The 13,464-nt window shown below is 59.9% G+C and carries 9 protein-coding genes; 6 read left to right on the top strand and 3 right to left on the bottom strand.

Features of this window, described 5'->3' with window-relative positions:
- The first annotated feature begins 37 nt into the window (after positions 1–37).
- The 3 genes from pyrG (at position 38) to LGH70_RS11855 (ending at position 4,731) form a co-directional block, all read left to right on the top strand.
- A complete protein-coding gene (gene pyrG / locus LGH70_RS11865; protein ID WP_226185835.1) occupies positions 38–1,684 on the top strand; it encodes a CTP synthase in 1,647 nt (548 codons plus the stop codon).
- A 297-nt stretch (positions 1,685–1,981) separates the two neighbouring features.
- On the top strand, positions 1,982–3,862 hold the full coding sequence (gene yidC / locus LGH70_RS11860) for a membrane protein insertase YidC (protein ID WP_226185832.1): 1,881 nt from the start codon (positions 1,982–1,984) through the stop codon (positions 3,860–3,862).
- Between the two features lie 311 nt (positions 3,863–4,173).
- Positions 4,174–4,731, top strand: a complete 558-nt coding sequence (locus LGH70_RS11855) for a DUF6438 domain-containing protein (protein ID WP_226185831.1) — start codon at positions 4,174–4,176, stop codon at positions 4,729–4,731.
- A gap of 82 nt (positions 4,732–4,813) precedes the next feature.
- On the opposite strand, the gene LGH70_RS11850 is transcribed toward LGH70_RS11855, so the two are convergent.
- Complete coding sequence (locus tag LGH70_RS11850; protein WP_226185830.1) at positions 4,814–7,270, bottom strand: TonB-dependent receptor; 2,457 nt, start codon at positions 7,268–7,270, stop codon at positions 4,814–4,816.
- A 689-nt stretch (positions 7,271–7,959) separates the two neighbouring features.
- A complete protein-coding gene (locus LGH70_RS11845; protein WP_226185828.1) occupies positions 7,960–9,627 on the bottom strand; it encodes an ABC transporter substrate-binding protein in 1,668 nt (555 codons plus the stop codon).
- 153 nt (positions 9,628–9,780) lie between these two features.
- Here LGH70_RS11845 and LGH70_RS11840 point away from each other — a divergent pair, with 153 nt between their 5' ends.
- The 3 genes from LGH70_RS11840 (at position 9,781) to LGH70_RS11830 (ending at position 11,735) form a co-directional block, all read left to right on the top strand.
- Positions 9,781–10,461 (top strand): metal-dependent hydrolase, encoded by a 681-nt coding sequence (locus LGH70_RS11840; protein ID WP_226185826.1) that lies wholly within the window; start codon positions 9,781–9,783, stop codon positions 10,459–10,461.
- Between the two features lie 102 nt (positions 10,462–10,563).
- Positions 10,564–11,370 carry a ParA family protein gene (locus LGH70_RS11835; RefSeq protein WP_226185824.1) on the top strand — a complete coding sequence of 269 codons (807 nt, stop codon included), beginning with the start codon at positions 10,564–10,566 and terminating at the stop codon, positions 11,368–11,370.
- Positions 11,371–11,381: 11 nt separating this feature from the next.
- Positions 11,382–11,735, top strand: coding sequence for a hypothetical protein (locus tag LGH70_RS11830; protein ID WP_226185822.1), 354 nt, complete (start codon positions 11,382–11,384; stop codon positions 11,733–11,735).
- A 419-nt stretch (positions 11,736–12,154) separates the two neighbouring features.
- On the opposite strand, the gene LGH70_RS11825 is transcribed toward LGH70_RS11830, so the two are convergent.
- A complete protein-coding gene (locus LGH70_RS11825) occupies positions 12,155–13,228 on the bottom strand; it encodes a glycoside hydrolase family 43 protein (protein ID WP_226185820.1) in 1,074 nt (357 codons plus the stop codon).
- Positions 13,229–13,464: the final 236 nt, after the last annotated feature.

Raw genomic sequence — 13,464 nt, 5'->3', positions numbered from 1 at the left:
CACCGGCCCGCATATTTGAGTAGCTTTGCGTCCTGTTATGCCAGACAGAACCCCTACTCCCGCGACTACCGCCAAGTACATTTTCGTTACCGGCGGCGTGACTTCCTCCCTGGGTAAAGGCATCATTGCCGCCTCCCTCGCCAAGCTGCTGCAAGCCCGCGGCTTTCGGGTCACCATCCAGAAGTTCGACCCCTACATCAACATCGACCCCGGCACGCTCAACCCCTACGAGCACGGCGAATGCTACGTCACCGACGACGGGGCCGAAACCGACCTCGACCTGGGCCACTACGAGCGGTTCCTGAACGTGCCGACCTCGCAGGCCAACAACGTGACGACCGGCCGCATCTACGACCACGTCATCCGGCAGGAGCGCGAAGGGGCTTACCTGGGCAAAACAGTGCAGGTAGTACCCCACATTACCGACGAAATCAAGCGCCGCATGCTTATGCTCGGCGAAAAAGGCGAGTTCGATATCGTCATTACCGAAATCGGCGGCTGCATCGGCGACATTGAGAGCCTCCCGTTTGTGGAAGCCGTGCGCCAGCTGCGCTGGGAATTGCCCCCGAACGACTCAGTCGTGATTCACCTAACCCTGCTGCCCTACCTGGCGGCGGCTGGCGAGCTGAAAACCAAGCCCACCCAGCACTCGGTGCGCGACCTGCGCGAGGCCGGTCTGCAGCCCGACATCCTGGTGTGCCGCTCCGAGCACCCGATTCCGATGGAGATGCGCAAGAAGATTGCGCTGTTCTGCAACGTGAAGATCAACTCGGTTATCGAGGCCCTCGACGCCGACAGCATCTACTCGGTGCCCCTGCTCATGCTCAAGGAGCACCTCGACGAGCGGGTTATCAAGAAAATGAAGCTCACCGGCGGCAGCACCCTGCCCGATCTGGAAATCTGGAAGGACTTTTTGGGCCGCCTCAAGAACCCGACCGAGGAAATCACCATTGCCTTGGTCGGTAAGTACGTGGAGCTGCCCGACGCCTACAAGTCCATCAACGAGGCCTTCGTGCACGCCGGCGCCCAGAATGAGTGCAAAGTCACGGTGCGCAGCATTCAGTCAGACCACGTCACTTCGGAAAACATTGCCCAGCTGCTGCACGGCGTAGATGGCGTGCTGGTAGCGCCCGGCTTTGGCGAGCGGGGCTTCGAGGGCAAGGTGGCCGCTATTAAATACGTGCGCGAAAACCGGATTCCGTTCTTCGGCATCTGTTTGGGCATGCAGTGCGCGGTGGTCGAGTTTGCCCGCAACGTGCTGCAGCTAGAGGGCGCCTCCTCCACCGAAATGGACCCCAACTCGCCCTTTCCCGTCATTGCCATGATGGAAGAGCAGAAAACCATTACCCAGAAAGGCGGCACCATGCGCCTGGGCGCCTACGCCTGCGAGCTGCGCAAGGGCTCGAAAGCGGCCAAAGCCTACGGCCGCAACCACATCAGTGAGCGGCACCGGCACCGCTACGAGTTCAACAACCAGTTTCTGCAGCAGTTCGAGGAAGCCGGCATGATTCCCTCGGGCCTGAACCCCGACACGGGTTTGGTGGAAGTAGTCGAGCTGGCGGGCCACCCGTGGTTTGTGGCCGGGCAGTTTCACCCCGAGCTGAAAAGTACCGTGCAGAACCCGCACCCGCTGTTCGTGCGCTTCGTGAAAGCCGCCATTCAGCACCATAAGAACGAGTTTTAGGGTATTCCCTGAGCAACGACGCCTGTCATCCTAAGCTTTGCGAAGGACCTTATCCCAGTTGAACGAGTCGTTTTTACGTCGGTCGTTCTAGCGTGGTAAGGTCCTTGGCTTTGCTCAGGATGACAGGCGTGTTTTACGCCGCCTTCTGCCAAAAATACCGGTTTGCGAATATTCCTCTGCCAATAGCGACCTTTGCTCTGGCTCGCCGGATTTTTGAGGCAAGCCGCGCTTTCCCCGTACCTTTGCATTTCGTGCCGCACCGCGGCCCTTACCTATTCCTGTCAGTACCTTCCTTCGATGGACAAAAACCAAGCAACCGGCCTGTTTCTGATTTCGGCCTTGCTCCTCGTCTACCTGTTTTTCTTCGCGCCTAAGCCGAGCAAAGACCAACCCGCCGATAAGGCTCCCACTGCCGCCAGCAAAACCGGAGTAGCGCCCGCCGCCGCCCCACTCGACTCGGCCGCCGCGGCCCGCACGTTGGGCTCCTTTGCCGCCGCAGGTCAGGGCACGGCCCAGCAGGTACAGCTGCAGAACGCCAACCTGACGGTTACCTTCTCGACCAAAGGTGGCCAGGTAGAAGCCGTGCGCCTGAACAAGTACAAGTCGTTCTTCGGCAAGCCCCTGGACCTGATTGACGCGCAGAGCGCCAAAATCGATACCCGCTTCCGCACCACCGACGGCCGCAGCATTAAGCTCTCGGACCTGTATTTCCAGCCCGGCGCGGTGCAGCCCGTAACCGTGGGCGAGCGGAAAGGCCAGAGCCTCACGTTCACGGCCGCCGTGGCCGGGGGCAGCATCGAGGAGGTCTACACCTTGTTTGACGACTCCTATGAAGTAGGCTACGTCCTGCGCATGCCCGGTGTGGCCAGCACCCTGGCCGCCGAGCCGCTGACCTTTACCTTCGAGGACCACGTGCGCCAGACCGAGCAGGATGCCCAGCAGAACCGCAACCACTCGACCATCAACCACTACCTGGCTTCCGACGACCACGGCGCCCTAGCCGAAGCTTCCGAGAATCCTGAGGAAGTGAAAATTGCTGAGCCCCTGAAATGGGCCGCTCACAAGCACGACTTCTTTATTGCCGGTATCATTGCCGACAACCAGTTCACCACCGGCCAGTTCAACTCCAGCGTAAACCTGGAAGACAAGACCTTCCTCAAAACCATGCGCAGCACGCTCACCATTCCGGTGGCCGACGTGCAGAGCGGCAAGGCTCAGTTCCGCTACTACTTTGGGCCCAACTCCCTGCCGGTTCTGGAAAACGTAGCGCCCGGCTTTGAGCGCAACGTGTACCTGGGTTGGGGCATTTTCCGCTGGGTGAATAAGGGCGTGATTCTGCCCGTGTTCCACTTTCTGGAGCAGTTTATCGGCTCCTACGGCATCATCATCGCCCTGCTCGTGCTGCTCATCAAGCTCGTAACCTGGCCTTTGACCTACAAAACCTACGTGTCGCAGGCCCGCATGAAAGTGCTCAAGCCCGAAATCGACGAACTCAAGGAAAAGTACGGCGACGACCAGACCAAGATTCAGAGCGAGACGATGAAGCTCTACTCGGCCTTCGGCGTCAGTCCGCTGGCCGGCTGCGTACCCACGCTGCTCACCATTCCGATTCTGCTGGCCATGTTCCAGTTTTTTCCCAATGCCATTGAGCTGCGCCAGGAGCAGTTCCTGTGGGCCAAGGATTTGAGCAGCTACGACGTCTTCATCAAGCTGCCCTTCTACATCAAGTGGTACGGCGACCATATTAGCCTCTTCACGCTGCTGATGACGGCCTCCACCCTGCTCATGACCTGGCAGAGCAACCAGGTCAACACCCAGATGCAGGGCCAGATGAAGGTAATTGGCTATGTAATGCCGGTTATCTACATGTTCGTACTGAACAGCTTTGCCGCCGGCCTGACCTGGTACTACTTCGTGTCGAACATGGTGACTTTCGGCCAGCAGTTCATCACCCGCAGCTTCGTGGATGAAACCAAGCTGCGCGCCCAGCTCGAAGCCAACAAGGTCAAGAACAAGGACAAGAAGCCCTCAGGCTTCCAGGCCCGCCTGGCCGAGGCCATGAAGGCCGCCCAGGAGCGCGAAGCCCAGGCCAAGCAAGGCGGCGGAGAGCCTCGTGAACCCCGGGAGCCCCGGGAGCCGAAAGGTGACAAGCCCCGCAAGCCCACCCGCCGCTCCTAGTTCTTTCGCGCCATAGCTTTTGCCAACGCCTTCCTGCCATCCGGTGGGAAGGCGTTGCGCATTTTAGTCTTCCCAGTCACTCGTGCCTCGCCAGGTTCTGCCCAATAATACATCCAGCAACAGCCCGTCGGCCCTGCTTCCACTGCTCTTAAGGCGCTGCCGCAGCACAAGGCCGAAGGAAGTTCGCAAGCAAGCACCGCACCCCATCCGGGGCCGGCACAACTACGTAGGTGCCAAGTGAAAACGGGTTATTGCTTAGTGGCTCGTTTTTTGGAACTTAGCCGGTACCACTTTCCCAAACCCCTCGCCCTATGCGTCTTCCTGCTTCCTTACTGCTTGTCTTTCTGCTGTGGGCTGGTAGCGCCCCGGCGCAGAACCTGATTACCGGCAAAACCAAAACCAAGGCGGTAGCCGTTACGGACCGCTCCAAAATCAAGCTGGTAACCAAGAAGCCGGTGGCCACCAATGTAGCGGCCAAAAAGGTTGACTCGGCGCCGGTGTTCGTGTTTAAGCGCACGCCCTGCTTCGGCACCTGCCCGCACTACGAGGCCACGGTGTATGCCGACGGCCGGGTATCGTACACGGGCTACGGCTACGTGGCGCGCACCGGCAGCCACGAGCTGAAGCTGCCCCAGGCCGTTGTCAACACGATTCTGGACGATGCCCGCCGCCTCAACTTCCCGACCTACGAGGAGCGCTACTCGCAGGGCTCTACTGATTTGCCCGCCACGGTGCTGAGCATCCGGCAGCCCAACGGCCAGCTGAAAACCGTGCAGGCCGAGGAAGGCACCCCGCCCGAGCTGGACAGCCTGCTCAAATACATCAGCACCGAAATCGAGAAGGTTTCGGGCGGCCCCAGCAAGGAATAAATACCCAAGATGTAAAAAGCAACGAGGGGAAGCGGCCAGCAGGCGGCTTCCCCTCGTTGCTTCTCAAGCCGTTCAGGTTTGCTTAGAACTCCACGATAAAGCCGATAGTCGGCGTTACCAGGGCGCTGGCGTTGTCGATGAGGATAGGAATGGCGTTGCTGCCGTCGGGGCGCAGGGGCTGGCCGTCGGTGGTTTCGAAGCCGGAGTTGTCGGCGGTGCGCTGGAAGCTGTAGCTGGGCGTGGCCGGCCGCTTGGTCAGCAGCACGTTCTGCACGTCGACGTAAAAATCCAGGGTGAGGCGGCGGAAGTTGTATTTCTTGTCGAGGCGGAAGTCAACCTGCTGAAAGGAGCCCAGGCGCTGGGTATTCAGCTGGCCGAAGTCGAGAATTCCGGTGCCGATGGTGCCGTAGTTCTGGCGCGAGGCGTCCAGGTCGAAGGGCGTGTAGGGCGAACCGGCCGCAAAGCGGTACTTGAGGCCCACTTCCCAGTTGCGGCCCAGCTTGCGCCCCAGCAGCCCCGACACTAGGTGGCGCGAGTCCCAGGCCGAGGGCTTGTAGCGCCCGTCCAGCCCGCTGAACTCACTGCGGAACACCGTGTACGACACTACTGCAAAGGTCTTTTGAGTGAGCTTCTGCTGGAAGAAAAACTCCACCCCGTAGGTACGGCCGCGGCCGGTACTGGTTACGGCCTCGTTGCCCAGCGCGGCAAAGTCGCCACCCAGGTTGGCCAGGGAAATTCCGTCCCGCACGCTCACCGGGTAGTCACTATATTTCTTGTAGAAGCCTTCCAGGGTGAAGCGCGTGGTGGGCCGGGGCAGCAGTTCCAGGCCCGCTACGTAGTGGTCGGAGCGGATGTAGCGGTTGCGCTGGTTGACGAGCGTGCCCTGCGCGTCGCGGAAGCCCAGGATGGTGGAGGGCGGAATCTTGTAGTAGCGGCCCACCGAAGCCGTCAGGTTCAGCTTATCGGTCAGGGCGTAGGCCGCCGACACGCGCGGCGACAGGGTGCGCAGCAGGTCGCGGCCGTCGTCGATAAAGGAGTTACCGTCAGCGCGGATACCGGCCGACACCGTGAGGCGCCCGGTGGGCAGCAACGTGCGCGTGACCTGGGCGAAAGCGCCAAACCGGACGAAATCCAGATCCGAAGCAAAGCTGACCGTGAGGCCCGGGGCTACCACAGCGCCCTGCTCATCCCGGATTTCGCGGCGCAGGCGCTGCTGAAAGCGGTTATCGTAGTGAATCAGCTGCCCGCTGGCCCCGTAGGCGTACTGCCAGCGGCCGGCCGTGCGGTTGATGTCAACGCGCAGCTTATTTTCGGTTTCGCCCGAGCGGGTGAGCAGCACGCGGTTGGCTTCGTCGTTGCCGGTGCCGCCCTCAAACAGGTCCAGCTTATTTTCCAGCTGGGTGCGGCTCAGGGCCACGTTCAGGAAGCCGCCGGGCAGCAGGTGGCGCAGGGCCAGCCCGGTGGTGTAGTTCCACTGGTCGTAGGTGGGCGTCGAGCGGAGCACATACTCTTTGTCGGGCGAGGTTTTGCGCGGTACGCCTACTTCAAAATGGTCGATGGCGCCCAGGCCCAGGGCCGTCAGTGTGGTTTTCTCCGAGAGCTTGGTGGTGATTTTAAACTGCGAATCCCAATAGTCGGGCCGGATGGGCAGGTCGATGGCCTTGAACAGCAGCTGCAGGTATGACCGGCGCAAGGACACCAGAAAGGTGGTATTCTTAGCCAGCGGGCCTTCCAGCGTGCCGGCTACCTCCGTGCCGCTCAGGCGCACGTTGCCCTGCACCCGCTCGGGGTTGCCGTCGCGCTGCCGGAATTGCAGCACGCTGCTCAGGGCATTGTCGTAGCGGGCCTCGAAGGCCGAGCTGCTCAAGGTCACGTCCTCGATAAAGGACACGTTCAGAATACCGGCCGGCCCACCGGTGCTGCCCTGGGTGGCAAAGTGGTTGATGACGGGCACCTCGATGCCGTCGAGGTAGTACACGTTTTCGTTGGGCGCCCCACCCCGGATAATGATGTCGTTGCGGAAGCCGGCGGTGCCGCCCGTGCCGCCCCCACCCACGCCGGGCAGGCTCTGCACCACTTTGGAGATGTCGAAGTTGCCGCCGGGGTAGGTTTTGATTTCCTCGGTGTTGAGGCGCTGCACGCTCAGCGGGGTTTCGGCCGTAGCCACCCGAATGGCGCGGCTGGCCGTCACGGTGACTTCACCCAGCTGCTTGGCCGCGGCACTCAGCTCCAGGTTGATGATGTTGGCGTTGCCGCTGGTCACGCTCACGTTGGCGCGCAGCAATGGCTCGTAGCCCACAAAGGAAGCCCGCAGGTTATAGGAACCCGTGGGCACGCCGCTCAGCTTGTAGCGGCCCTGTTCGTCGGTGGCGGTGCCAAACTCATTGCCTTCCAGCACTACCGTCACGCCCGGCAGGGCTTCCTGGGTGGCCCGGTCGCGCACCGTGCCGCTGATCTGGCCTACCGACTGCGCCAGTAGGGTGAACGGGAAGACAAGCAGCAGCAGAAATAGCAGCCGAAACAGCGGGCGGGCGGGCATAGCGAAGAGCGAATATTTGGGAGAGTATCCCAACAACCGCAGATGCGCCATTGAGTTTGCCCGAAGTGGCTTTGCTGCCAAATTATACCGGCTTCCGCTCAGCCCGCCGCAGCTTTTACTCCTTGATATCCGTGAAAGAGCCAGCGTTTAGTCTATATATATAATTTACTCTTGGCTGACTATACTCTGCGGTAAAGGTCCCCGACCAGCCCGCACTGGTTCTGACAATAGTATTAACCCGCGTCCACCAGGGACGGAACCCGGATGCATTAAGCTCGTGGATATAAAATGCGCCATAAAGACTATCGGGCGTTCCCGCAGCTTTACTGTAAAGAACTTGAAAACCAGCTACCATTTCCATGGTAGCTGGGTCAAAAGTAGAAATAGTGAGTTTGTCGTACGGCTGGGAGGCTGATGCTGGCTCGTAAAAAGCTCGAACTCGCTTAGTCATAATTAATCCATCTCTCTCAGCTGTTATATATCCGGGCGCCGCTGGCTCCGCTATTAGTTTACGAGGTTTCGCCGGCCGCGGCTCAAGCTCCTGTTCAGGAGGCGGCACGGGAGCTGGCTCCTCCGTTTTCTGGTCGGAGCAGGCACTTACCCCCACAACGGTAAGTAGCAGTAGATAAACAGCCTTTTTCATACGCACCAGTACATTTAGTTTAATAAGTCCCCCGGCAATACAACCTTTATTCCTTGCGCACCCGCTCCAGAATGAGCTGGTTCATGGCATTGGGCGTCAGGCCCCGGATGTTGTTCTGGGTCAGGCGCACCACCTGGTCGTAGTAGAGCGGAATGACCGGCGACTCGGCCACCACGAGGCGGTCCATCTGCTGGTAAAGAGCGTAGCGCTTCTGCACGTTCTGCTCCCGGATGGCCTGCTCGTAGAGCCGGTCATACTCGGCGCTTTTGAAGTGGGTCTTGTTGGGCCCAGCCGGGGCGAAGTTCTTGCTGTAGAACAAGGCCAGGTAGTTTTCCGCGTCGGGGTAGTCGCCCAGCCAGCTTTTGGTGAAGAAAGCCGCCCGGCCGTTGTCCACCATTTCCTGCTGGGCCGCCGACTGGTTCACTTCGATGCTCACCTGTACGCCCACTTCGGCCCACTTCTTCTGCAGGTACTCGCACACTTCCTTGCGCTCGGCCACCGTACCCAGGCGCAGCTTCAACGGATTCTGCGGCCCAAAACCGGCGGCGGCCAACAATTCCCGGGCCTTTTGGGGCTGGTAGGTATAGCCCGGCACCAGCTGCTCGCTGTAGGACGGCAACGACGAGGGCACAAAGCCCGAGTGGCCCGGCACGCCCACGTTGTTGAGGAAGTAGGCAATGAGTTCGGGCTTGTTCAGGGCGTAGCTCAGGGCCTGCCGCACCCGTTTGTCGCGCAGGGCGGGGTTGGCCGCGTCCCCGCGCAGGTTGGTCGGGTCGAGCTGAAAGCCCAGGTACTCGGTGTTCAGGTACGGTGCTTTCTGGAGCCGAAACTTGCCCTGGAAATCTTCCCGCACGGTGCCGTCGGGATGCATGATAAGGTCGCGCGAGCCAGCCCGGATACCGGAGAGAAAGTCGAGCTTGCCTTGCATAAAGGTCAGAAACTCGGTTTTGCGGTCCTGGATAAAGCTGATCTGCACGGCATCCACGTAGGGCAGCTGCTGGCCTTGCTCGTCCTTTTTCCAGTAGGTTGGGTTGCGGTGGTAGATAATGGCGTTGCCCTCGTCCCACTCCTTAAAGATGAACGGCCCCGTGCCCACCGGGTGCTCCCGAAAGTCCTTGCCGTATTTGGCCACAGCCTCCCGCGGCACCACGTAGGCGTAGGGCATGGCCAGAATCCCGAGAAACGGAATGAACGGCGCCTGCAAATGAATGCGCAGCGTGGAGTCATTCACGGCCACGAAGCAGGTATCCGACGGCTCGCCGCCCTCCTTTTCCAGAACCTTCCCCCGGAAAATCCACCCGCCAGGGCTGGCCGTGGGCGCATCGAGCAGCCGGCGGAAGCTGTACACAAAGTCCTGGGCTACCACCGCCCGGCCCTTGCCGCCGGCAAACACCTCGGCATCGTGAAACCGCACGTTCGGCCGCAGATGGAAAGTGTAGTGCCGGCCGTCGGCGGAAATATCGTAGCGGCGGGCCAGGGAAGGTATCGGCTGCAGGGTCGAGTCCAGCTCCACCAGGCCGTTGTAGAGCTGGGTCACGGCCCAGATATTGGCCTGCTTGTTGGAAAAAGCCGGGTCCAGGGAGGTCAGGGCCTCGGGCTGGTTGTAGCGAAAAACCCGCCTTGCGTCGGTGGTTTGGTCGGGGCGGCCACAGCTGGCTAATGCCGTGAGCAACGGGACAACATAACCGGCAAAACGACGGGTGGACGACAGCATGAGAACGGGGGAATCACTTATATTTGTGCAAAACTAAGCGTATAGCTACTAGCTTTTGGCTAATAGTTGTTGTCTTTCCGCCAAGGGTTGTTTTTTTACGGCAGTGTTTTCGCCCCGCCGCCTCTTACCCAACTCCCGGCCAACCGCTCTTCTATGAATCTGACGTATTACGGCCACGCAAGCTTTCTGCTCGAAACCGGTGGCAGCAAAATCCTCTTCGACCCGTTCATCCGGCCCAACCCGCTGGCCAAGGACATCGACGTGGCTGCCATCCAGGCCGACTACATTTTCCTGAGCCACGGCCACGGCGACCATGTGGCCGATACGGTGGAAATTGCCCAGAACACCGGTGCCGAGCTGCTGGGTATGGTCGAGCTGCTCAGCTGGTTTGGCGAAAAAGGCCTGAAAGCCACCTACCAGATGAACCTGGGCGGCACCGTGACGCTGCCCTTCGGCACGGTGAAAATGGTGGCCGCGGCTCACAGCTCTTCCCTGCCCGACGGCTCCTACGCCGGTCTGGCGGCTGGTTTTGTCATCGAGTCGGAAGGCAAGACGCTGTACTTCGCCGGCGACACGGCCCTGACCTACGACATGAAGCTCATCGGCGAGCGGTACAAGCTGGACGTGGCCCTGCTGCCCATCGGCGACCATTTCACGATGGGTATCGACGATGCGCTGGTAGCGGCCGACTGGACCGGCACCGGCAAAATCGTGGGCATGCACTTCGACACCTTCCCCCCCATTGCCATCGACCACGCCGAAGCGCAGGCCAAAGCTTCGGTGGCCGGCAAAGAGCTGGTGCTGATGAAAGTCGGCGAAACCATTACCCTGTAAAAGGCCGGCCGCCGCTTCATTGCAGCCAGCTTTTTACCTTTGAACATTAACTATCGACAAGCTAACGGCTATCTTTAACGTAGCTCACAGCTTCTACAACTCATGGGAAAAATCATTGCGGTAGCCAATCAGAAGGGCGGAGTCGGCAAAACCACTTCGGCCATCAACCTGGCAGCCAGTTTGGCGGCGCTGGAGTACCGGACGCTCCTGGTGGATGCCGATCCGCAGGCTAACGCCACCTCGGGCGTGGGCTTCGACCCGAAGGACATCGAGAACAGCATCTACGAGTGCATGGTGGATGGCATCAATGCCCAGGATATCATCCTGAACACCAACATCCTGCCCCACCTCGACCTGATGCCTTCCCACATCGACCTCGTCGGCGCCGAGGTGGAGATGATCAACCTGCCCAACCGGGAGGAAAAGATGAAGGATGCCCTGCGCCCCCTCATTGACCAGTACGACTTCATTATCATCGACTGCTCGCCGTCCCTGGGTCTGATTACGGTGAATGCCCTGACGGCCGCCCACTCGGTGATTGTGCCCGTGCAGTGCGAGTACTTCGCCCTCGAAGGCCTGGGCAAGCTGCTCAACACCATCAAGATCATCCAGAGCCGCCTGAATGAGGAGCTGGAAATCGAGGGTATCCTGCTCACGATGTACGACGTGCGCCTGCGCCTGTCCAACCAGGTGGTGGAAGAAGTGAAGCTGCACTTCCAGCAGCTCGTCTTCGATACCATCATCCCGCGCAACGTGAAACTCTCGGAGTCACCTTCCTTCGGCATTCCCGTTATCCTGCACGACGCGGAAAGCAAAGGCAGCATCAGCTACCTGAACCTGGCCCGCGAAATCGTGGAGAAGAACGTGGAAGCCGGAGCGCCGGAAGCCGCTGAAGGTGAGGCAGCGTAAAGTCTGAGCCGATGACTTGGGAAACCGTTGACGACTCACCTTTCGCGGTCAACCCGTTTCCAACTCGGGAAGCACAGGTAGCGGCTTGGGAGCAGCTAAAGCAACAGCTGCCCATTGGTTCTATTCTCACGGGCCGAGTCATTACCCGCACTCAGTATGGAGTATTTTATGACGCTGGCTTAGTATTCCCGGTGCTTATAGAAGTGTATGATCTTGGTACAGGCAGAATGACATTTCCAGACGATTATCCCGCTTTAAATAGCATAATTAGTGGCCGTCTGGTCTGGTTTCGTGATTTCGAGCACCAATTACAGGTGAGTAGCATACCCACTACGCCGGAAGCGGCCAGCAACGCAATTGTATAAGTTCATTGCTTAAGTATTCTAAAAGAAAAGGCCCACACATTCTGCGGGCCTTTTCTTTGCTGCCTCCTACCAGTAGCGCCACCTACAAAGTGTGCTACTCTCTATTCTTTCCCACAGTCCCCGCAGTCGCTCGGCTATACCGAGTGGCCACTATGCTTGAGCAGTTCCGCTGCGAATTAGCCCGCGCCATCTGCCTTCCAAAAGCGCTGCATGCCCGACATAACCCATTGACACCCGGTCAATATGCCTTGACGCTAGGTCAGCAGCCATTGTCACCCGGACAGAACGCCTTGTCACGAGGTCAGTAGTCATTGACACCAGGGCAGCAGCCATTGTCACGAGGTCAATGGTCATTGTCACCTCGCCACGGAGCATTGATACCTATTCAGTGCTCATTGCCACAAGGTCAGCAGCCATTGTCACGAGGGCAAGGGCTGCGGCGTGTACGTCGGGCCCTGGCACCGGGGGCCCTGCGGTGTCCAGGCCAGCTTGTCGATGCAGAGCTGCCGCTCCTTCATGGCTTTGTCCCAGGCGTGGTACACGAGGTATTCGGTTTTGCCATCCGGGCTTAGCACGTGCGAATGATGGCCGGGGCCGCGCACGTGCCCGGCCACCGCAGCCAGCACCCGCGCCCCTTTTTCGGCGCCGGCATCAGAATAAGGTCCCAGCACTGAGTCGGCCACGCAGTAGTCGACGCCGTAGCGGGGGGTGAGGAAGTTGGCCCCGCTGTAGAAGCAGTAGTACTTGCCGGCGTGCCGGCGCACGAAAGGCCCTTCCAGCGTGTGCCACTCAGCAAACGTGCGGTTGTCGTAGAGCGGCATGAGGCGGTTTTTCTCGAACACCGTCCAGTCGTGGCGGGCCCGCATCACGGTGCGGCTTTCCCCCGCCAGCCGCGTCATATCCAGCAGCCGGTCGACGACCAGGCCGGTGCCGGGGCGGTAGCCGTTGTCGGAGTCGATAAAGTCGCGGGCATAGAACAGATACCACTGCCCGTCGGTGTCCTGAAACGGGTGGGCATCGATGGTAAACTTGCTGGCGGGCACATCGAGCAGGGCTACCTGGGTGTAGGGCCCCTGCGGCGTTTTACTGGTGGCCACGTGCAGCCGGTGCCCCACGGAGGCGCCAATGGCCCCGCCGCCCATGGAGTAGTACATGTAGAAGGTGCCGGCGTGGAACATCACCTCCGGGGCCCAGAAGTCGGCTCCTTGCGCCCCTTCGGGCGGGGTTAAAGCCCCACCGGCGGGCTTCCAGTCGACTAGGTTAGCCGAGGTAAGCACCGTGAAAATCCGCCCATCCGTTGTCCGCCCCTGCCCGGTGGTACCGAAGGCGTAGTAGCGCCCCTGGTGCCGCAGCACAAACGGGTCGGGAAACTGGCCGGCATACACCGGATTGGTGTAGGTGCGGGCCGCTGCGCGGGCTAGGGCCTGACTGTGCAAAGCCAGGGTGGCCAGCCCAGCCGTGGCCTGTTGCAGAAAATCACGACGGGAGGACATAATGCAAGCAAAAAAAGGTGACGGGAAAGCAGCTGCCGATGTACCGGTGGCGGGTTTCATACGGCCGGGTTGGCAACCCAAAAGTAGAGGCTGCAGTGTTGAGCACAAGCACAACAATAGGATTTTAATACTAATATTTTATATATTTTCATAGCTATATCTTACATTGTACTGCTAACTTCTGAGCAAAGATAGGCCCTGACCGCCACCCACTACGGTAGCCCCTATCACCTGAC

This window comes from Hymenobacter nitidus, assembly GCF_020447315.1.
Lineage (GTDB): Bacteria > Bacteroidota > Bacteroidia > Cytophagales > Hymenobacteraceae > Hymenobacter > Hymenobacter nitidus.
Note: the sequence above shows the minus strand (reverse complement) of the source record. Positions and strands in the feature narration are given on the sequence as shown.

Bases quoted from the DNA above. Each gene is read 5' to 3' on its own strand.
- LGH70_RS11825 (WP_226185820.1), bottom strand. From the start codon at position 13,228: ATGTCCTCCCGTCGTGATTTTCTGCAACAGGCCACGGCTGGGCTGGCC.
- pyrG (WP_226185835.1), top strand. From the start codon at position 38: ATGCCAGACAGAACCCCTACTCCCGCGACTACCGCCAAGTACATTTTC.
- LGH70_RS11835 (WP_226185824.1), top strand. From the start codon at position 10,564: ATGGGAAAAATCATTGCGGTAGCCAATCAGAAGGGCGGAGTCGGCAAA.
- yidC (WP_226185832.1), top strand. From the start codon at position 1,982: ATGGACAAAAACCAAGCAACCGGCCTGTTTCTGATTTCGGCCTTGCTC.
- LGH70_RS11840 (WP_226185826.1), top strand. From the start codon at position 9,781: ATGAATCTGACGTATTACGGCCACGCAAGCTTTCTGCTCGAAACCGGT.
- LGH70_RS11830 (WP_226185822.1), top strand. From the start codon at position 11,382: ATGACTTGGGAAACCGTTGACGACTCACCTTTCGCGGTCAACCCGTTT.
- LGH70_RS11850 (WP_226185830.1), bottom strand. From the start codon at position 7,270: ATGCCCGCCCGCCCGCTGTTTCGGCTGCTATTTCTGCTGCTGCTTGTC.
- LGH70_RS11855 (WP_226185831.1), top strand. From the start codon at position 4,174: ATGCGTCTTCCTGCTTCCTTACTGCTTGTCTTTCTGCTGTGGGCTGGT.
- LGH70_RS11845 (WP_226185828.1), bottom strand. From the start codon at position 9,627: ATGCTGTCGTCCACCCGTCGTTTTGCCGGTTATGTTGTCCCGTTGCTC.